This is a genomic window from Maridesulfovibrio pacificus (SeqCode) (assembly GCF_048612815.1).
Lineage (GTDB): Bacteria > Desulfobacterota > Desulfovibrionia > Desulfovibrionales > Desulfovibrionaceae > Maridesulfovibrio > Maridesulfovibrio pacificus.
Map to the genome: position 1 here is coordinate 1160914 of NZ_JBLZNE010000001.1, position 20640 is coordinate 1181553.

At 47.1% G+C, this 20640-nt stretch carries 18 protein-coding genes; 9 read left to right on the top strand and 9 right to left on the bottom strand.

The features are described 5' to 3' along the window. Positions 1 to 6 precede the first annotated feature (6 nt). The 8 genes from glyS to ACNI23_RS05610 form a co-directional block, all read right to left on the bottom strand. Entirely contained in the window at positions 7 to 2100 is a 2094-nt protein-coding gene (gene glyS / locus ACNI23_RS05575) for a glycine--tRNA ligase subunit beta (RefSeq protein ID WP_420247220.1), read from the bottom strand. Between the two features lie 16 nt (positions 2101 to 2116). Beyond that, a complete protein-coding gene (gene glyQ / locus ACNI23_RS05580) occupies positions 2117 to 2989 on the bottom strand; it encodes a glycine--tRNA ligase subunit alpha (protein ID WP_420247221.1) in 873 nt (290 codons plus the stop codon). A 151-nt stretch (positions 2990 to 3140) separates the two neighbouring features. Continuing rightward, a complete protein-coding gene (gene recO / locus ACNI23_RS05585) occupies positions 3141 to 3881 on the bottom strand; it encodes a DNA repair protein RecO (RefSeq protein WP_420247222.1) in 741 nt (246 codons plus the stop codon). Positions 3882 to 3897: 16 nt separating this feature from the next. Then, positions 3898 to 4785 carry a helix-turn-helix domain-containing protein gene (locus ACNI23_RS05590; protein WP_420247223.1) on the bottom strand — a complete coding sequence of 296 codons (888 nt, stop codon included), beginning with the start codon at positions 4783 to 4785 and terminating at the stop codon, positions 3898 to 3900. Between the two features lie 105 nt (positions 4786 to 4890). Then, positions 4891 to 5829: a SurA N-terminal domain-containing protein gene (locus ACNI23_RS05595; protein WP_420247224.1), complete on the bottom strand. Its 939-nt coding sequence runs from the start codon at positions 5827 to 5829 to the stop codon at positions 4891 to 4893. Between the two features lie 130 nt (positions 5830 to 5959). Further along, on the bottom strand, positions 5960 to 6919 hold the full coding sequence (locus ACNI23_RS05600; protein WP_420247225.1) for a SurA N-terminal domain-containing protein: 960 nt from the start codon (positions 6917 to 6919) through the stop codon (positions 5960 to 5962). 33 nt (positions 6920 to 6952) lie between these two features. Continuing rightward, a complete protein-coding gene (gene mfd / locus ACNI23_RS05605) occupies positions 6953 to 10402 on the bottom strand; it encodes a transcription-repair coupling factor (RefSeq protein WP_420247226.1) in 3450 nt (1149 codons plus the stop codon). Positions 10403 to 10571: 169 nt separating this feature from the next. Then, a complete protein-coding gene (locus ACNI23_RS05610) occupies positions 10572 to 11051 on the bottom strand; it encodes a chemotaxis protein CheW (protein WP_015851865.1) in 480 nt (159 codons plus the stop codon). A 244-nt stretch (positions 11052 to 11295) separates the two neighbouring features. Between ACNI23_RS05610 and ACNI23_RS05615 the strand changes: the two genes are divergently transcribed. After that, entirely contained in the window at positions 11296 to 11511 is a 216-nt protein-coding gene (locus tag ACNI23_RS05615) for a hypothetical protein (protein ID WP_015851866.1), read from the top strand. A 52-nt stretch (positions 11512 to 11563) separates the two neighbouring features. Here the strand turns inward: ACNI23_RS05615 and ACNI23_RS05620 are convergent, their stop codons facing one another. Beyond that, positions 11564 to 12910 (bottom strand): UDP-glucose dehydrogenase family protein, encoded by a 1347-nt coding sequence (locus ACNI23_RS05620; protein ID WP_420247227.1) that lies wholly within the window; start codon positions 12908 to 12910, stop codon positions 11564 to 11566. A 275-nt stretch (positions 12911 to 13185) separates the two neighbouring features. Between ACNI23_RS05620 and ACNI23_RS05625 the strand changes: the two genes are divergently transcribed. From ACNI23_RS05625 to ACNI23_RS05660, 8 genes are all read left to right on the top strand, one after another. Continuing rightward, the gene (locus ACNI23_RS05625; protein WP_420247228.1) at positions 13186 to 13911 is read left to right on the top strand and encodes a pyridoxine 5'-phosphate synthase; all 726 of its coding nucleotides are present in this window, start codon (positions 13186 to 13188) and stop codon (positions 13909 to 13911) included. A 3-nt stretch (positions 13912 to 13914) separates the two neighbouring features. After that, positions 13915 to 14289 (top strand): holo-[acyl-carrier-protein] synthase, encoded by a 375-nt coding sequence (locus tag ACNI23_RS05630; RefSeq protein WP_420247229.1) that lies wholly within the window; start codon positions 13915 to 13917, stop codon positions 14287 to 14289. A 92-nt stretch (positions 14290 to 14381) separates the two neighbouring features. Next, positions 14382 to 15917 carry an NAD(P)H-hydrate dehydratase gene (locus ACNI23_RS05635; protein WP_420247230.1) on the top strand — a complete coding sequence of 512 codons (1536 nt, stop codon included), beginning with the start codon at positions 14382 to 14384 and terminating at the stop codon, positions 15915 to 15917. After that, the gene (locus ACNI23_RS05640) at positions 15911 to 16360 is read left to right on the top strand and encodes a CBS domain-containing protein (protein ID WP_420247231.1); all 450 of its coding nucleotides are present in this window, start codon (positions 15911 to 15913) and stop codon (positions 16358 to 16360) included. Before ACNI23_RS05635 ends, ACNI23_RS05640 begins: the two co-directional genes overlap by 7 nt. Before the next feature lie 2 nt (positions 16361 to 16362). Further along, the gene (gene tsaE, locus ACNI23_RS05645) at positions 16363 to 16857 is read left to right on the top strand and encodes a tRNA (adenosine(37)-N6)-threonylcarbamoyltransferase complex ATPase subunit type 1 TsaE (protein ID WP_420247232.1); all 495 of its coding nucleotides are present in this window, start codon (positions 16363 to 16365) and stop codon (positions 16855 to 16857) included. 38 nt (positions 16858 to 16895) lie between these two features. Beyond that, entirely contained in the window at positions 16896 to 18134 is a 1239-nt protein-coding gene (locus ACNI23_RS05650; protein ID WP_420247233.1) for an aspartate kinase, read from the top strand. Between the two features lie 3 nt (positions 18135 to 18137). Beyond that, a complete protein-coding gene (gene cimA, locus ACNI23_RS05655; RefSeq protein ID WP_420247234.1) occupies positions 18138 to 19739 on the top strand; it encodes a citramalate synthase in 1602 nt (533 codons plus the stop codon). Further along, the gene (locus ACNI23_RS05660; RefSeq protein ID WP_420247235.1) at positions 19724 to 20563 is read left to right on the top strand and encodes an MBL fold metallo-hydrolase; all 840 of its coding nucleotides are present in this window, start codon (positions 19724 to 19726) and stop codon (positions 20561 to 20563) included. The genes cimA and ACNI23_RS05660 overlap by 16 nt, the downstream gene beginning before the upstream one ends. Positions 20564 to 20640: the final 77 nt, after the last annotated feature.

Genomic DNA, 20640 nt, shown 5'->3' on the forward strand with positions numbered 1-20640 from the left:
TACAGATTAAACCTGCAATGCGCCGAAATCAGCCAGCCTGCTCAGTCTGTCTACCAGAGCCTTAAGCAGGTTGAGACGGTTCATTCTAAGGCCCTTGTCTTCACAGATAACCATTACATTATCAAAGAAGTCATCAACGTAGGGACGCAGTTCGCCGAGGATTGCGAACAGCTTAGAGAACTCGTCATTTTCCCAGAGTTCCTCGAAACGGGCAGCAGTTTCATCAAGCTTGGTGGCAAGTTCTTTCTCCTGCGCTTCTTCCAACTTATCAACTTCGAAACCGCCGGTGAGCGACACACCTTGCTCACTGCCCTGCTTCTTGATGATGTTGGCTGCGCGTTTGAAAGTAAGCACCGCCTGTTCAAAACCATCAGCCTTAGCGAATTCAGCCAACGCTTCGACTCTTGCCTTAAGAGCAGTAACATCACGGTAGCCGGCTCCAAGAGCTGCATCAACAACCCTTGTTTCATAACCTTTACCTGTGAAGTAGGCACGGAGTCTGTTGGAAATGAACTCTCCAAGTTTTTCGAGGAGTTCAGACTTTTCAAGTTTCCACTTGATATCCTTGGAGTAACCTTCAAAGGCCATATCCATGATTTCAAGAATGTCTACTCTCAAGCCATACTGTATAATCATGCGCACGATACCCAGAGCGGCGCGCCGCAGCGCGTAGGTATCGTTTGCGCCAGTGGGGATCTTATTAAGACCGAAGCAACCGACCAGAGTGTCAGCCTTATCGGACATGGAAACAATAACACCGCCGAGAGTAGAAGGCACAGGGCTTTCCGGTCCGGCAGGCAGGTATTGTTCGTAAAGAGCTTTACATACTACGTCATCTTCGCCGCGTTTGGAAGCGTAGATGCCACCCATTTTACCCTGAAGTTTATCAAACTCGTTAACCATCTCGGAAACGAGGTCTGCTTTGGCAAGACGACCGGCACGGGCCATCTCGGTCTGCAGGGAGGCATCGGTTTTTCCGGCGATCAGTGCGGCAAGACGTTCCATCCTGCGGGACTTGTCACCCATGGAGCCCAAAGGACCGAGAAAGACAACGTTGTCCAGCTTATCAAGCCATGTGTCAAAATCGGTTTTAAGGTCATTTTTCCAGAAAAAACGTCCATCTTCCAGTCTTGCACGCAAAACCTTTTCCCAGCCCTTACGGACCAGTTCCACATCGGTGGGAATGAGGTTCAGGGTACACAGGAAATGAGGGAGAAGCTCGCCGTCTTCTTTCTGAATACCGAAACATTTCTGATGGCTTTCCATACTGGTCAGCAGAACTTCTTTGGGAAGTTCGAGGAAAGATTCATCAAAGTTACCGATGATGGGTACAGGAAGCTCAACAAGGTTGCTGACTTCTTCCAGCAAGGAATCTTTCCAGACAACAGAACCGTTCAGTCCTGAAGCAAGCTTGTCACCTTCCTTGCGGACGTGCTCTCCCCTTGCTTCAGGAGAAATAATAACAGAAGACTTATCTTTGATTACATCAAAGTAGTCATCAGCAGAAGCAACTTCCCAAGGTCCGGCACCCATTACGCGGTGACCGTATGTCCGGCGACCGGAAGGCATACCAGCCATTTCAAATTCAACAACGTCAGTGCCGAGCAGACAAAGCAGCCAGCGCAACGGACGCCCGAAAGCGAAATCAAGGTTGCCCCATTTCATTTTTTTAGGAAAGGAAAGCTTTTTAATCGCAGTAACGCAAATCTCGGGCAGGATAGCGATGGTTTCGCCACCGCCAACAGTCTTTTTGGCAGCGAGGTAATCACCTTTTTCAGTCTCAAGGGTGTAAACATCTTCAAGGTCGATACCCTGAGATTTTACAAAACCGGTGAGAGCTTTGGTGGGATTGCCATCTGCATCATATGCAATGCGTGCCGGAGGACCGGAAACTTCTTCTTCTACCTTTCTCTGTACTGCAGCCATATCTTTAACAAATACGGTCAGGCGGCGCGGAGTGGCATAAGTTTCTACGCTTGCATTATCAATCATCTTCTCTTCAAGAAGAGTGCTGAAAATATCTTTAATATCGAGACCCAGCCGGGGAACAAAGCGGGCGGGCATCTCTTCAATTCCAATTTCGAGTATAAAATCGGCCATTTTAGCTTCCGTTTTTTTAATCGTTTTCAAGCATGGGGTAATTCAGATTCTCGCGCTCTTCTGCGTACAGCTTTGCTGCTGCCGAAGCGAGATTACGAACTCTGCCGATGTATGTTGCCCTTTCAGTAATGGAGATTGCTCCACGGGCATCCAGCATGTTGAAGGTATGAGAACACTTCAGGCAGTATTCGTATGCCGGACGGGGCAAACCTTCTTCGCAGAGCTTCTTACTTTCAGCTTCATATTTATCGAAGAGGTCCAGCAGCATGTTGGCGTCGCTGAGTTCAAAGTTGTACTTTGACTGTTCCACTTCGTTCTGGTGAAAAATCTGACCGTAAGTAACCTTATCATTCCATTTGAGATCGTAAACGGACTCAACGCCCTGCAAGTACATGCAAAGACGCTCAAGACCGTATGTAAGTTCAACGGATACAGGTTTGAGATCAATACCACCAACCTGCTGGAAATAAGTAAACTGGGTCACTTCCATACCGTTGAGCCAGACTTCCCAGCCAAGGCCCCATGCGCCGAGTGTGGGAGATTCCCAGTCATCCTCGACAAAACGGATGTCATGCTCTTTAGCGTCAATACCGATCACTTCAAGACTCTTGAGGTAAAGGTCCTGAACATCGTCAGGAGAAGGTTTCAGGATTACCTGAAACTGGAAGTAATGCTGCAGCCTGTTGGGGTTTTCACCATAGCGGCCGTCAGTAGGACGACGGGAAGGCTCTACATATGCAGTATTCCACGGCTCAGGTCCGATTACGCGGAAAAAAGTTGAAGGGTTGAATGTACCTGCACCTACCTCAATATCAAGAGGCTGGACAATGCAACATCCGTAATCAGACCAAAAGTCCTGAAGTTTGAGTATAACATCTTGAAAATTCATCAAATTCCTCTCATCTAACAAACAACATTTGTATTGATTCATTTCCTTGAGCCGATTTGTATACAGCCGAAGAAATGTCGGGTTTACAAACAAATAAACGCAGGACAGATCTTATCCATCCTGAACAGACTGCCCATACGGACAGAGAAATTTATATCTTCCGGTAACCGTTACCTTCCCAGACCACACCCATATGGTAGGCCATGAAGCGGTCCATCACCGAAAAGCATTCCTGACGGATATCCGCAGGTAGCTGAAGAGTAATCCAACTGGCCGGTCCTGTATCCTGAATCCATGCAAGAGTTCTAGCTGTCCCGGCACTAATTGTTTCGCCCTGCCTGCCGTCATTACAATCCAAACAGTTAAGCTGGCCCTTTTCTATATTGAAGACCACAGGACGGGAACTAAACAAAGGTTTGCCGCATTGAGCGCAAATTGTAAAGTCAGGATTGTACCCTTGTTCAAATGCGACCTTGGCCCGAAAGAAAAGCGGGAAAAAATCGTCCGGTTCCGCCTCTTCAATTACATCCAGTGTTTCGGTCAGCAAATCAAATACAGCCCGGCTGCCATCCCGCTCCAAGACTGCAGATTCAATAAACTTAAAACAATTGGCTGCCAGTCCCATCTTGCGGAAATCAGAACGTATTCCGGGGTAACCCTTTACAAGACTTCCCTCCTGCAAGACCTGATAAGTTCCGGTTTTATTCGTTCCGGTTTTAAAAAGTACCAGCGAGAAAGGCTCAAGACATCCACCGAATCGTCTGCGGCTTCTACTGCCACCGAAGGCAAATGCGTTTTGCACCCCCCTGGTAGCCGACAAAAAACGAACCCAAAGATCGTTTTCCTTAAATTTACCTGTCTTAAGTATTACTACTTTTTCGGTGAGTTCCATCTACTAATTGCTGTTTCTACTGAACAGCTGAAAATTCAAGTTTTTTAACCTGACCTTTAGGCGCATCAAATGAATACGGCTTACCGTTGGAAGCAATCTCAACCCCGCCACCGTTGCCGAGCTTGAGTTTCAGATTGTCCTCATACGGAAGTGAAAGTGTTTCACCTTCCTGAAGTACATATTCTTTTGCGCTACCGTCAACTACAGCTTCAAGCCAGCATGCTTCACCGGTTTTAGCTGTAATTACCACAGTATTGCCGACATGCTCAGCAACAACATTTTCTGCTGCTGCTACAGGCTGCTCAACAGCTTCAGCTGCTTCTTCAATCTTAGTTTCAGCAGGAGCCTCAGTTGCTGCGGACTGCTCACCCTCAGCGGGAGCAGGTTCCGCAACTTCAGCTTCTTTGTTTTCACCAGCCGGAGCTTTAACTTGCGGCTCAGTTACAGCAGGCTTTTCCTGAACAACTTCTTCCGCAACTACTTCCGTCTGCGCTTCATTCTTGGAACTGAAAAAAGAGTTGTCGTGGAGGTAATAAACCAAACCACCAACAATACAAGCCAGAAGCAAGACTAAAAGGATGGTCCCGACAGGACTTTTTTTAGTGTCCGCAGAATAGTCCGGCTGGACAGTTTCTACTACATCACCAGCAGATTCCGTTGTACCGGAGCCCATAATTCGCGAAAACTCATCACCGATTTCCTCTGCATCCAGCCCAAGTGCTTTCGCATAGGTTTTTATAAAACCTTTGGCATAGACTTCATGTGGAAATTCTTTTTGGTCGCCACTTTCGATGGCAGTAATATTAACACGGCTGACTTTGGTGATCTCCATAATCTGTTCCATTGTCAGCCCTTGCCGTTCTCTTTCGTCTTTCAACCGGGAACCAAGCTCTTTCAAATCCATACGACCCTCTCAATACAGTCTGGGAATAATGTTTCAAAAACCAATTTGAAACTGTCGTTAAATGCTGCCTTAAAGACAACTAAGATCCGCTACAGTTCTCCCCGTTTATTTAAGCTCAATAACAGCCTTCTCCCTGAGCTTTTTAATAAAATCCGCAAATAAATCGTCCTGCTTTTGACGATAAAGCTTTTGATAGATTTCCTGCTTGCTGTCTTCAAATGATGCTGCTTCAGTGTTGGCGTATGAATCAAGCTTAAGTAACGCCTTGAAACTCTGAACTTCAAACGGCTCACTGATACCACCGGGTTTCAAGCCTGTAAGGGCTTCATGCCATGCCTGGGCAAGGTCGTTCCATTCAAGAACACCAAGGTCTCCACCACTCCCGGCTCCGGGTCCGGTAGTATATTTATCAGCAGCTTCTTCAAAAGTGGTTTCCCCTGCAACGATCTGTTCACGCACCTGATCTGCAGATACATTTTCGGGAAAAAGGATCAATTTAAGATGTACGCTTTTGGCAACTTCGCCCTGCTCGGTGCGGGTACTGTTCCATGCTGTCTTTATTTCTTCATCGGTAACAACAACCTTGCTTTTTACCTTGTAGGAAAGGAGGCGATGTTTACGAATATCTTTGCCGATTTTATCTTTGAATTTATCAAGGTTGGTCTTCTGAAGTTCAAGCTGACGTTCAAATTCTTCGTCAGAGAGGTTACTTTTTTCTTTAATTGCTTTGACTTCGTTCTCAACATCCTGATCAGAAACATCGACCTTAAGTCTTTTACTTTCCTGATCAATAATGATTTCATTAATGAAACGGTCAAGAATCTGTTGACGGACTCTTTTTAACTGTTCCGCTTCTACAGCAGAAAGCTCTTTTCCATCAAACTGCTTCATAATAGGAGCCATTTTTCTATTCAGCTCATACATGGTCACAACTTCACCGTTCACAACGGCCACAATCCCATCAACAACTTTTTCTTCTGCAGTGGCAAATGATGCGGACCCTATAATCATGCTGGCCAGAAAACCGGCAATAATACGTTTCAATTCGATTCTCCTGAATATGGATACCGGACCCCGGTCCGGTTTTATCTTCAAATTTATCGCGACCATCAGAAAATGATCGCAACTTCGTTAATTCCTATGACTAACTAAACTCTTTCACTAAACTATGCAACTATTCAGCCACTGGTGATTTCTCAGATGATGCACTCTGCTCGATTTCTTCCACTTCAGGCAACAATTCCTTGCTTATTTTAATTTTTGAAGTCGCCATTTTTTCTTTCAGCCAGCCTTCGAATTTTTCCTTAAGCTTCCTTTCCAAAAGTACTTTTTCAACCATGGGATAGGCTTGGAGGGGCGTGAGTAAAGTCGCTTCCTTCTTCTCTTTAAGGATTAAGCAAAAGACTTCTTTTTTCTGGGTAATTACCGGTGTTGCCTTACCAGGTTCAAGGTCTTCAACAAAAGTCTTCCAGTTTGCGGGAATCTGTCCGTTCCTGATCCAGATTTCTCGGACAGAGACTTTGCGGAGTTTCGCAGAAATAGCGGCAGGAGTAAGTCCTTCGCGAAAAAGTTCCACACCTTTAAGAACCAGATCCTTGCCCATTCCTTTAACCATTACAAATTTGTACCCGGCGGGCATATAAAAATCGGAAAGGTGGGTGCGGTAATATTTCTCAGCTTCCTTATAATCAATCTTAATCTCAGGGCGCAGTATATCTTGAAAGAATTTATCCATAGCCAGCTGGTATTTAAGCTGTGAACGCCATGCATTAATATCGATATACTCTTCAATAAGGATCTGTTCAAAAGAATCATCAGGATAATCGGAACGGACTTCGTCTTCAGCTTCCTTCAACTCTTTATCAGAGACCGGAATCTCGCGTTGCTCCAGCTCTTGGGCAACGAGCTCCTGAACAATCAAGTCTCCAAGAATCTGTCCGTATTCAGCTCTGACCTGCTCAACAGAAGGGACAAATCCACCAACTCCTTCATGAGTAAGGTCATATTTATACTCCAACTGGCTCAGGTAAATTGGATTTCCGTTTACCCTAGCGATGATGCCCGGCTCTTCACTTTTATTCTGACAACCAAACAAGGAACAGGCCAACAGAACACCGATCAATATTTTTTTCATATCAGCTTCCAAATAAACCGTGCAACGGCATAGTTAAAGTAACGGTTCAAGTTTTTTGCAAATAGAATCAAGACCTTTCGAAATAGAAACACTTTGGTCAAGGCGGACTTCAAGAGCTGCCGGGGGCTTGAGTTTTGCCTTATCCCCCTGCTCTCCGATCCAGGCAATCAGTTTAGCCGGGTCAACAGGGTTATTGTTCTCAGTCCATGTCAGGATAACCCGGGTCGGAAAAAGATCGGCCCGCACAACACCCAAACGCGCAAGGGTACGTTTGAGGTAAAGCACTGAAATAAAATTTTCAACCTCTTCCGGAAAATGCCCGAAACGGTCTTTGATCTCAGCGGCGAGCTCTTCAATTCCTGCTTCACTGTCAGCAGAAGAAAGAGCACGATAATAGCGCAAACGTTCACGTGCATCCGGAACAAAGTCTTCCGGCAGGTGAGCCTTGAACACAAAATTCATCTCAGGATCGCTGACCTGTGCGGAATCATCACCCTTGATTCTACGCACTTCTTCGTCCAGCATTTCAAGGAACAGATCAAGTCCGACCTTGGCCATCTGCCCGGACTGAACCTCACCCAGAATATTACCGGCACCACGCAAACGCAGGTCTTCCATAGCAACCTTGAATCCGGCACCAAGGTAATCAAGTTGCAGAATAATCTGCATACGACGCTTGGCTTTCTCTGAAAGAGAATCCAGCGAAGATACCGCAAAATATGCGTAAGCCTGACGAGTACTGCGTCCTACCCTACCTCGAAGCTGGTAAAGCTGCCCAAGTCCGAACATCTGCGCCTGATCAACAATCAAGGTGTTCGCATTGGGAAAATCAAGCCCGGACTCAATAATTGCAGTAGCAACAAGGATATCCAGTTCCTTATGCCAAAATTTGTGGATAGTCTCTTCCAGATTCTTTTCGGTCATCTGTCCGTGAGCCATGCCGATTTTAGCATCCGGTGCCAGCTTCTTAACAAACTCAACAACACGTTCAAGCCCCTGAACCCGGTTATGGACCCAGAAGACCTGCCCGCCGCGTTCAAGTTCACGTGCCACAACAGATGCAAGCATCGCTTCATCACGCTCAATAAGCGCGGTTTCAACCGGCTTGCGGTCCACAGGAGGTGTTTCAATGGTGCTCAGGCTGCGCACCCCGGAAAGGGAAAGCTGCAAAGTACGGGGGATGGGGGTTGCGGTCAGGGTCAATGCGTCGATATTCTTGCGCATTTCCTTGACTCTTTCCTTATGGCGAACTCCGAAACGCTGCTCTTCATCGAGTATAAGCAAACCGAGGTTCGGTGCTTCCACATCCTTGGAGAGCACGCGATGAGTTCCGATAAGAATATCAAGTTCGCCTGCCGCCATCTGCTCCAAAACACGCTTCTGACGGGATTTAGGAACAAAACGACTTAGCATGCCAACCGTAACCGGAAAACCTTCCATACGCTGCACAAAGGTCTGATAGTGCTGTTCAGCAAGAACTGTTGTAGGACAGAGCAAGACAACTTGCTTACCATCCAAAACAGCCCTGAAAGCCGCACGCAGAGCAACCTCGGTCTTACCGAAGCCAACGTCACCGCAAACAAGGCGATCCATGGGTTCAGGGCTTTCCATGTCGCGAAAGACATCCTGAATGGCTTTTTCCTGATCCGGGGTTTCCTCAAACCCGAAAGTGGATTCAAATTCCCAATACATTTCATCCAGAGGACCGTAGGCATACCCTTTGGCAATCTTACGGTAAGCGTACATCTCGACCAGCTCTCCGGCGATCTTTTCAATAGCCTTACGGGCCTTTTCGCGAGTCTTGGCCCAGCGAGCACCGCCAAGCTTATCGAGAATCGGACACGATCCTTCCGGTCCCTTGTATTTCTGAACAAGATTCAAGCGGTCAACCGGGACATAAAGTTTGTCCTCGGAATCAAAGAACAACAGCAGATAATCGTTAGCCACGTCACCTACATTCATATGGTGCAGCCCGCCGAAGCGGGAAAGACCGTAATCACGGTGAACCAGCAGATCATCAAGCAGCAGGTCCTCATAGCTGGTCATGCCTTCAAAGGCTTTATCGCGGCTGCGGGTTCCTTTAGCGGCCTGCGGCTGAATTACATCTTCACCGAGGATTACCGTCTGGTTCCATTCCAGCTCCATCCCTTGTCTCAAGGGGGAAACGAGCGCGTAAATACCTTTATTAAGCGGAGAATATTCCGTTGCAATGGTAAGTTGCTCCGGTTCAATAAGGGAGAGAAATTTCTTGCGGGAACGTTCGGTACGAAAGCTGAGAACTGTTTGGAAACGCTCGGTTTTCCATTCTTTCAATGCGGCGACCAATGCAGCCCAAGGACGTTTGACCTGCTCCGGTTTCCAAAAAATATCCGTGAATGCGGATATGGATCGCTCCGAAAGATCAATACCATCTTTCTCCCGACCGATAACCAGATCTTCAAAAACTATCTGACGTTCATCGCGCCATGTTCCACGGGCTTTTTCCTCATTCCAGCAGATCACATGCATGGGCCATTTGCAGCCGTTATGAGCAGCTTTATCAAGCAGGAAAGTTTTCCAGCCATGCTCTTGATCCTGCAATTTGGAACGCAGGTTGGATGCAGAAGAAAGCACATAAACTGATTTTTTAGGAAAGAAAGCTTTAAGGTCGACTGCTTCAGGATAAAAAAGTCCCGGCCAGATCATGCCGTCGGCATTTTCCGCTTTTTCAAGCAAGCGAGTATAACCTTCCGATGATATCTCTCCGGTCTTTTTGAGCTGAGTCCAGAGTTTATCAGCTTCATTTGTATGATTATCGGTCAGCATTGCCGGAGCGACAGGAAGCAGAGTAACTTCATCGAGATCAGCTTTTGATCTCTGCGATGATGGATCAAAAACACGAATTTCTTCAAGAATATCGCCGAAGAATTCAAGACGCACCGGCAAATCATATCCCGGCGCATAAATGTCAAGAATATCACCGCGCATGGACATCTCGCCATACCCGGAAACAAGTTTAGTCCTTGTGTAGCCCCATGTCACTGCTTGTTCCATAAGCAGCTCAGGGTCCATTTCTTCGCCCTTTGTAAGAACAATATAATTGCTCTCCAGAACATCCGGGGAAGGCCATTTCGGCAACAAATTGTCCGCAGTCATCAAAACGGACTGTTTTCCACCGCGGGTCAGTGCATGCAGAGCAGCCCAACGCTCAGCCCAATCAGAAGCTGCCGGATTCTTACTCAGATACGGCGGCAGAAAAACCCAATCCCTTTCCCATGAAGGAATAACTTTACCTTTCTGTTCAAGTTCGTTGCGGCTGAATAAAGTCAGCAGGGCCTTGAGTTCTGAATATTCGCGCGCGCCGGGAGCAACAAGAACAACAGACTCTCCCCTTGAATGCAGGTTGTGAGCTGTGAAGGCTTGGGTTCCGTGGCCGCTTTTAAAAATACGTAAGTTATCACCACTTCCGGAAGCGAAAGCGGAGAGCTGAGCTGGTAAGGACAAACTGACTCCAGAAATTTATCAAAATTAAAGTCGTCCTCTGCTCAAGCAGAGAACGACTTTTTTTTGCAGACAAATGCGGCTGCTGTCCAGTTCTAAAACAATTATTAATGAACAATTGAATCAAAGAACTGCTGTAATGCAAAATTCTGCACTAATATTTCAGCAGCGGCTATACCTGTGCAAGCTGTTCCTGTTCTTCGTTGGACAGGAGCCTGTTCAGGTCAAGCAGGATAAGCAGCCTGTCTTCAAGCTTACCTACCCCGCTGATGTATTCAGATTCAAGACCGGAAACAACAGGCGGCGGCGGTTCAACGGTGGAAGCAGGGATTCTCAGGACTTCAGAGACAGAGTCCACAACAAAACCTACAATCATATCGTTGATTTCAATAACAATAATTCTGGTATGCTGATCGTGTTCGCGGAACTGCAGACCAAACTTGCTTCTGAGATCGATAATGGGGATAACTTTACCGCGAAGGTTAATTACACCCTCAACGAATTGCGGAGCTCTGGGAACCTTGGTAATTTCCATGGTTCTGATAATCTCTTGAACCTTGAGAATATCAACACCGAATTCTTCTTCACCGATACTGAAGGTAACCAGCTGAATCAACTCCGCGTCAAGCGTAATTTTCTTACCTTCTTCCATATTTGTCCCCCTGTTATTTTTTACAGTGGATGACCAAGGGATTTGATCAATTTTAATTTATAAGAAAACTCAAAAGTTCTAATTTAATACTATATTATTATTCATCTGAAACATTTGCAAGCTAATCCTGAAATTATAAAAGAATTACGCTTTTTTTCTTGCACAGAAATTGACTCGCTCCACTTTAATGACTATCAGTTAAATCTGATAGCAAAAAGCGAAGCTCAGGAGGGTATGAACTCGCATGGCTCAGTTTTCCCCGACAGAAAATATTACTCTGGAAGACCAAATTAAATCATTAGCAAATGAAGAACTGCTCGACTTTTGGGAAGAAACACAGTTTCTAGCCAAAATGCTTGATCAGGACAATCAAGAAGATATTCAATATAGCCCGGAGTACGAAAGGCTGATTCTGCAGGAACTGCAGCTCAGGTCATCAATGAAAACTCTGGATCCTTAAAAAGTAAGGCCCGCCAATGGCGGGCCTTTTTATTTCTCTTTTCCAGTATGAACTAATCTTCAGCTCCAACCGGGCGGCGGCCTACGCTGAAGTAAGCAAAACCGCAGCTTCCAAGGTAAGCAGGATCATAAAGGTTCCTGCCGTCAAAAACCAGCGGAGCATTGAGAGAATCTTTCACCTTGTCAAAATCGGGGTTCCTGAACTGGTTCCAGTCGGTAACAACAGCAAGGGCATCAGCACCTTCGAGCACTTCATACTGGTTGTGGACAATCTCCACCAGATCATTATCACTCAGAATCTCTGCAGCTTTTTTGTGAGCAACAGGATCAAATGCTTTGATTTTCATGCCTGCGGAAGTCAGCTCTTCAATAATTGAAAGAGCGGAAGATTCACGCATATCATCAGTATTGGCTTTGAATGCAAGCCCCCACAATGCAAGGGTTTTACCTTTAACGCCGCCCTGAGGCTCAAAATAGTCCAGAATTTTACTGGAGAGCATTTTTTTCTGGCGGTTGTTGACGGAATCAACAGCTTCGATAAGCTCGGGCTGAGCCCCAACTTCCTTGGCGGTGTTGATCAACGCTTTCACGTCCTTGGGGAAGCAGGACCCACCGTACCCTACGCCGGGGTAGATGAAGTAGTAACCGATGCGGTGGTCAGAACCGATACCTAAACGAACTTCACGTACGTTTGCATCGACTTTCTCGCAGATTCCGGCAATTTCGTTGATAAAGGAAATTTTGGTCGCCAGCATGCAGTTTGCTGCATACTTGGTCATCTCAGCACTTCTGGTACCCATGAAAATAAGTTTTTCACGGCTGCGGGCATAAGGGGCATAAAGAGTTTCAAACTGCCTGCGGGTTTCTTCATTCTCAGTACCCACTACAACCCGGTCGGGTTTCATAAAGTCGCTGACCGCATCCCCTTCTTTAAGGAATTCAGGGTTGGAAGCCACATCAAATTCAAGATCAAGACCGCGCTTATCCAGCTCTTCCTGAATGGTAGCCCGAACTTTATCGGCAGTTCCCACGGGGACGGTGGATTTATCTACAATAATTTTGGGTTCAGTCATATTCTGACCGACCTGACGGGCAACAGTCTCAACATAACTAAGATCACAACTGCCATCGGCACCGCAAGGAGTACCTACGCAAATGAAAACCATCTTGGCTTTTGCCAGTCCTTCTTTAAGATCGGTGGTAAAGAAAAGTCTTTCGTCTTCGTAGTTACGCTTAACAAGGACATCAAGGCCTGGTTCAAAAATATGGATCTTGCCCTGCTTGAGGGTTTCAACTACATCAGGATTAACATCCACGCACCATACGTGGTTACCCATTTCAGCAAAACACGCCGCGCTGACCAGACCCACATATCCGGTCCCTACAATACAAATGTTCATTAGCTGTTCTCTCGTTTATTTATAGCGTTTGATTTTCTATAATTAGCTGGCATTATCTCAGGTGCCGGGCTGACGCTTAATTGATCCTAGTGCGGATAACGCCATTATGTTTTTAATGTCAACTCCAACCCGGTTACAAAGATATGACGGTTGCCATCAAAGTCCATTAACTATATTGTGCTGTTAGCAAGCCGGAAACCGCTTCAGGCTTCATTTTTAATATAATAAAAATTCGACTTTTAAGTTAAGAAATAATTTTACCGGAGGATATAATCATGCCCTTCTTATGCGTCAATGTTGATCATGTAGCTACTATCAGACAAGCACGCCTCGGAATTGAACCGGACCCAGTTACTGCTGCCGCCATGTGCGAACTTGCCGGAGCAGTAGGAATCATCATGCACCTGCGTGAAGACCGCAGACATGTGCAGGACCGTGATATCGAACTGATCAGCAAGACTATCCAGACCGACTTCCATTTTGAAATGGCAGCAACCGAAGAAATGCAGCAGATTGCCCTGCGCATCGACCCTGCCACAGTCTGCCTTGTACCGGAAAAACGCGAAGAACTCACCACTGAAGGCGGCCTGAACTGCATTGGTCAGGAAAAACGTCTCACCGAATATCTTGCCCCACTTCACGAAAAAGGAATCGGCTCCAGCCTTTTCATCGATGCTGATGCCGACCAGATTAAAGCAGCCAAAGCCATCGGCGCAGAATACGTTGAAATTCACACCGGACATTTTGCCGATGCTCCGACCCGTTCCGAGCAGAAAGCGGAGCTGGCCCGTATCATCGACGGCATCAAGATGTCTCAGGATCTCGGACTTAAAGTAAACCTCGGTCACGGTCTGAACTACGTAAACATCCTTGATTTCGCTGATGTTCCCGGAATCTGCGAATACTCCATCGGACACTCCATCATGTCCCGTGCAATCTACGTGGGTATTGATCGCGCTGTTCGTGATATGGTAGAAATTATTAGAAACTTTGCTGATTAATCCATGATCATCGGACTTGGAATAGATATAACTGAACTTGACCGCATTAAGCGTTCGCTGAATAAATACGGCGAACGCTTTGCGGAAAAAATCCTTACTCCTGCTGAGATGGAACTGATCCCGGCTAAGAATCCAGTACCCTACGTTGCTGCCCGTTTTGCAGCAAAGGAAGCAGCCGTAAAAGCACTGGGAACCGGATTTGCCGAGGGAATAACGTTCCACACAATTGAAATAACACGCGTGGAATCCGGCGCGCCGCAGCTTAACTTTCTAGGCAAAGCTCTTGAAAGAAGCAAAATGATGGGAGTTGAAGGAATTCATATCTCAATCACCCATGGACGTGATACCGCCGCAGCCGTGGTGGTACTTGAAAAATAAAAATGGCGAAGCCCTATTAAAAGTTTTTGGGATTCTTAAACCCTTTTGCAAAAGGGTTTAAGGCCCCCGGCAGGGCCGCCGGAGGCAAATACATGTTCTCACCGCTTCCTACCCCTTCAGAAATGTCAAACTGGGACAAAGTCACCATCAATGAAATCGGCATCAAGGGTGAAATCCTGATGGAAAATGCCGGACGCGAGGCTGTTTTCGCCCTGCTTAAGGGCTACGGCAATGTATCCGGTAAAAAGATTCTGATCATCGCCGGATCAGGCAATAACGGCGGTGACGGCTTTGTTATGGGCCGCATGCTTGCTGATCTGGGTGCGGAAATCATGATCCTGCACACGGCTCCCAAGAATAAGTATAAAGGCGATGCAGCCTACATGCTTAAGGTTGCCGCACGATTGGGCGTGAACATGAAATTTTTCCGGCCTACGGAAAAAGTAATTTTGCCTGAAGCCGATATCATCATTGATGCCTTGCTCGGCACCGGATTTTCAGGTGAACTGCGCCCATTTGCCCATGCAATTGTCGATGCAATCAACAAAGCGAAGAACAGCTTTATTTTTTCGGTTGATATTCCTTCCGGCTTAAACGGACTAACCGGACTGCCACAGCCTGTTGCTGTTCAGGCCCAAATGACCGTAACTTTTGAGGAAGCCAAGATTGGTCTTGCTTTGCCGCAAGCGGATGCATACACTGGCACTCTAGTGGTCACTCACATAGGTATACCCAACGAGGTAAAATACAGACATCCGGCCACGCACCTGCTGATCAGGGAAAATGCGCTTGAATTTATTCCTGCGCCCTCCCCGGCCATGCATAAAGGAAGTTCCGGGCACATATTGTTAGTAGGAGCTTCGAAAGGGTTAACCGGTGCATTGCATCTGGCGGGCATCTCCGCCCTGCGTGCCGGGGCCGGACTGGTAACTATGGCTTGCCCGGACGGACTCGCCGCTGAAGTTAAAGCCGGGAAACCGGAATTGATGACTAAGGGGCTTGGTTCCGGCGATCAATGGAATGATCAAATGATCGCAGAACTGCTCCCGGAGCTGGAAAAATACGATGCATTGGTTATCGGACCGGGACTGGGACGCGACAAAGGATCGCTTGATCTTGTAGAAGCCGTTGTTAAGAAGGGACATCCGCCGGCAGTGTACGATGCAGATGCTCTTTACGCTTTTGCCAAGCGCCCTGAACTGCTTAAACAGATAGCCGAGAATTCAATTCTCACCCCGCATCCCGGCGAAATGGCCCGCATGGTCAACAGCACCATCCCCGAAGTTGAAGCTAAACGCATCGACACCGCACGTGAGTTTGCAACAGAAAGCAAAACCATACTCGTGCTAAAGGGAGCCGGTACAATCATCGGCTGCCCGGATGGACAGGTTGTTGTATCTCCGCTTTCCGCTCCCAACCTTGCGGCAGCAGGGTCAGGAGATATTCTGGCAGGAATGGGCGGAGCTTTGTTGGCCAAAGGAATTCCTGCTATGCAAAGTGCATGTATCGCGGTATACTGGCATGGACTGGCCGGACAGTATCTGGCTGAAAATTTTCCGTATCGAGGAAACATCGCAACTGAAATAGCTGACGTGCTCCCTCAAGTTCTTAAGGAGGAATTATGCTGAAAGCCAAAGACATCATGACTTCCGGTGCTCTCACCCTCGAACCTGATACCGATGTTGCAACCGCAGCAAAGCTCATGCTTGATAAACACCTGAACGGCCTCCCTGTGGTAGACCGCAGTGGAAAGCTGATCGGGGTTCTCTGTCAGAGCGACCTTGTGGCGCAACAGAAAACCATTTCCATGCCTTCCCTGTTCACCATACTGGACGGCTTCATTTCCTTCTCCTCCAACGAGGATCTTGAGAAAGAAGTGAACAAGATTGCGGCTACCAAGGTGGAACATGCCATGACCCCGGACCCTATAACCATTGAACCCGACACCAGCATCGAAAAGATTGCCGATCTCATGGTCGAAAGAAAGTTTTATACCCTGCCGGTTGTTGAAAACGGCAAGCTTGTCGGCGTTGTCGGTAAAGAAGACGTTTTAAAGGTTTTAGCTAAATAAAAATGAATAGTGATAAATTGATCATCAATCTGCCGGATGTGGAGGCGACCTTAAAACTCGGCTCCACTCTGGCTTCTTTTTTTCTGGAAACTAAAAAACTGGTCCCTATCTTCCTTAACGGTGACCTTGGAGCGGGAAAAACAACTTTTGTTCGCGCGCTTGTAGAATCTTTTCCCGGTGCGCAAAACGCAGAAGTAAGCAGTCCCAGTTTCAATATTCTTAATATTTACCCCACAAAACCTCAGGTTGCGCATTTTGACCTTTATAGATTGGAAGGTCAGACACCTGACGATGATTTCTTTGATTTATTAAGTGATAAAAAAACTTTGACAGTTGTAGAGTGGATTCAGTATCTGAATATTGAATTCTGGCCTGAAAGCGCACTGCTCTTCACTTGGACCCCTGCCGCATCCGGCAGAAAAATAGAATTGACCCTGCATGGTTCAGCGACCTCCCTCTATGAAGAGCTTGCCTCATTTCTCAAGTCATTCCAATAATATCCGTTGAACTCATGTGGTAAGGAGATAATGTTCAGATGAACATCGTAGTACAGAAATTCGGTGGAACCTCGGTCAGGAACCTCGAATGCATGAAGCAAGTACTGGAAAAAGTCATGGTGCCTTACGAAAAAGGCAGCAAAGTTATCGTAGTCCTCTCCGCAATGGCCGGTGAAACAAACCGGTTGATTGATCTGGCCTATGAATGGTCCGAAAAACCGGATCTGGCAGAAATGGACTCACTGGTATCTACCGGCGAACAAGTTTCCGTAGCCCTGTTTTCCATGCTTCTCAAAGATCGCGGAATAAAAGCCCGCTCCCTGCTGGGTTTTCAGGTTCCCATTAAAACAGACTCTTCCTATTCCCGCGCACGTATCCTTGATATTGATCGCGATAAAATCGAAGAAATGCTGCAGGAAAATGATATACTGGTCATGGCCGGTTTTCAGGGCTGTGACGAAGGTAGACGAATTACCACCCTTGGCCGCGGCGGCTCCGACACATCCGCAGTAGCCATGGCAGCAGCTATTGAAGCTGACGTCTGTGAAATTTTTACTGATGTTCCGGGCGTATTCACTACCGACCCCAACATCTGTTCCATGGCCCGCAAGCTGGATCACGTTTCCTATGACGAGATGCTCGAAATGGCCAGTATGGGCGCAAAAGTACTACAGATTCGTTCAGTTGAATTTGCTAAAAAATATAATGTTAAAGTTCATGTCCGCTCTACTTTCAGCGATGAGATCGGAACATACGTCACTCAGGAGGATAAAAATATGGAATCAGTACTTGTTTCCGGAATTGCATATGACAAGGATCAGGCCCGCGTAACTCTATCCAAAGTTAAGGATGAACCGGGTGTATCCGCAGCGCTATTCACTCCTCTTGCAGAAGCAGGTATTCTTGTTGATATGATCGTCCAGAACCCCAGCCGTGACGGCCGCACTGACATGACCTTTACCATTCCCAGAGGCGATCTGAAAAAGACCCTCGAAATTATTGACGAGATTAAAGAACCCATGGGAGCTCAGGACGTTCTGTTCGATCAGCATGTTTGCAAGGTTTCCGTTATCGGTGTTGGAATGCGTAACCATTCCGGTGTTGCATCCAAAGCATTTCAAGCACTGCGTGACGAAAACATCAACATCCTGATGATCAGCACATCTGAAATTAAAATTACCTGCCTAATTGAAGAAAAATACACTGAACTGGCCATAAGAACGCTCCACAACACGTTCGGGCTCGATAAATCGGGGTCCGATGAAAACTCACTTTAGCAAATGAAACAAATAAAAATATACGACACCACCCTGCGTGACGGCACACAATCCGAAGAAATAAACTTAAGCGTACAAGATAAAGTGCGCATCACCCGCAAGCTGGACGACCTCGGCGTACATTACGTCGAGGGCGGCTGGCCCGGGTCGAATGCCACGGACAAGGAATTCTTTCAGGAAATCCAGAACTACGCTCTCAAAAACTGCAAAGTCTCAGCCTTTGGTTCAACTCACATGAACCGCCTAACTCCCGAAAATGATCCCAACCTGAATGCCCTGATTGAATCAGGTGCCAAGGCTATGTCCATTTTCGGAAAAACATGGGACTTCCACGCCACCAGTGCTCTTAATGTCACCCTTGAAAGAAATATCGAACTGATCAGTAACAGTATAGGCTACCTGCGTCCGCATGTGGAAGAGCTGTTCTTTGATGCCGAACACTTCTTTGACGGCTTTAAGGCCAATCCGGAATTCACCATCAGCTGCCTGAAGGCCGCACATGAAGCCGGAGCTGACGTTCTCATCCTTTGCGACACAAACGGCGGCTCTATGCCTGAAGAGGTGGTAAAAGCATGCAGAGTTGTGCAGGAAAAGATTCCCGGTTGCAGTATCGGAATCCACGCTCATAACGATTGTGAACTGGCAGTGGCCAACTCTCTTGCGGCTGTACAAAACGGTGCGATCCAGATTCAAGGAACCATGAACGGATATGGCGAGCGTTGCGGTAATGCAAACCTCTGCTCCATCATACCCAACCTGGAACTCAAGCTCGGCTATGAGACCATTGGGCAGGATAAACTGACCAAACTCAAAGAAACTTCCACCTATATCACTGAAATCGCCAACCTGCGCCCGTTCCTGCGCCAGCCCTTTGTAGGGCAGGCCGCATTCGCGCACAAAGGCGGTATTCATGTCAGTGCCGTACTTAAGGATTCCACCAGCTACGAACATATTGATCCGCTGCTGGTAGGTAATGACCGCCGTGTGCTGCTTTCCGACCTTTCCGGTAAAAGCAACGTTCTCTACAAGGCCAAACAGTACGGCTACGATCTGGATAAAAACGATCCTGCGGTGCAGACTATTCTGGCTGACATCAAGGAACGTGAATCCATCGGATTTGAATATTCAGCAGCCGAAGCTTCCTTTGAACTGCTCTTTTTCAAAGCCATGGGCTGGTCTAAACGCTACTTTGAGTTCATCAACTTCTTTGTTGTGGATGCCAAGCGCAAAAACGATTCAGAACCCTTTTCCGAGGCAACCGTAATCGTTAAAGTTCATGGGCAGGAAAACCATACCGCTGCTTCAGGCGACGGTCCGGTTAACGCTCTCGACAAAGCATTGCGCAAAGCACTTGAGCCTTTCTACCCGTCATTAAAAGATGTTCGTTTACAGGATTTTAAGGTAAGAGTATTGTCCGGAGCGGTACGTCAGGCAGCGGGAACGAGTTCCAACGTCCGTCTGCTTATTGAATCCACTGACGGAAAAAGCCAGTGGACCACCATGGGTGTCAGCCACAACATCATTGAAGCGAGCTGGCAGGCCCTTGTGGACTCCATCAACTACAAGCTCTTCAAGGATGATCCTCAAAAATGGCCATCAAGATAACAGGACAATACACCGAACCGTGCAGAATCTCCGTTCTTTGTGACAATGAATCCCTGAATGCTAATCTTGGCAAGGAATGGGGACTTTCCATGGCCCTTGAACTGCCGGGAAATGACCTCTGGATCTGGGATTGCAGCGCAAGCGACCTTTTCCTGAAAAATGCCGACGCCATGAATATTGATGTCAGCAAGGCAAAAGGTCTGGCACTCAGTCACGGGCACTGGGATCATACCGGAGGCATGGATGCCCTCATGAATGCTGATTTCATGGGCCCTGTTTATGCTCATCCCGATTTTGCCAACAAACGCTATTCAAAAGAAGATGACGGCTCTGCCAAGGACGCATCTTTTCATTGTGAATATCCGGGAACCATCATTGTCCGCGATGATGTTGAACTGGAAGACGGGCTGTTCATGATCACTGAAATCCCGCGTCGTGAAGGCTTGTTTGAAGCGACCAAGGATTTATTCATTGATCAGGAAATGACTGAAGTCGATCACGTTCGTGATGACGCTTTTATGCTGCTCATGAGCAATTCCGGCCCGGTTGTAGTTCTCGGTTGCTGTCACAGCGGTCTGGCAAATTCGCTCTACCATATGCGAGACCTGACCGGGATTGATTCCGTACACGCAATCATCGGCGGCCTGCACCTGTTTTCCGCCGGCAGGACGGAATACGAAAACACCGCCAAGGCAATTGAGGAGTTCAACCCCAAAATGATCTCCCCCGGACATTGTACTGGAAAAGACGGTTTCGAATTCCTTAAAGAACGGCTCTCCTGCGAAGTTGTGCCTATGGGCTCCGGTTCGGTTTATGAGTTCTAGTTTTCGACTAAATTAATACAAAATAAAAGGTCCGTTAAGTTAATCTCAACGGACCTTTTATTTTGTTCTTTTATCAA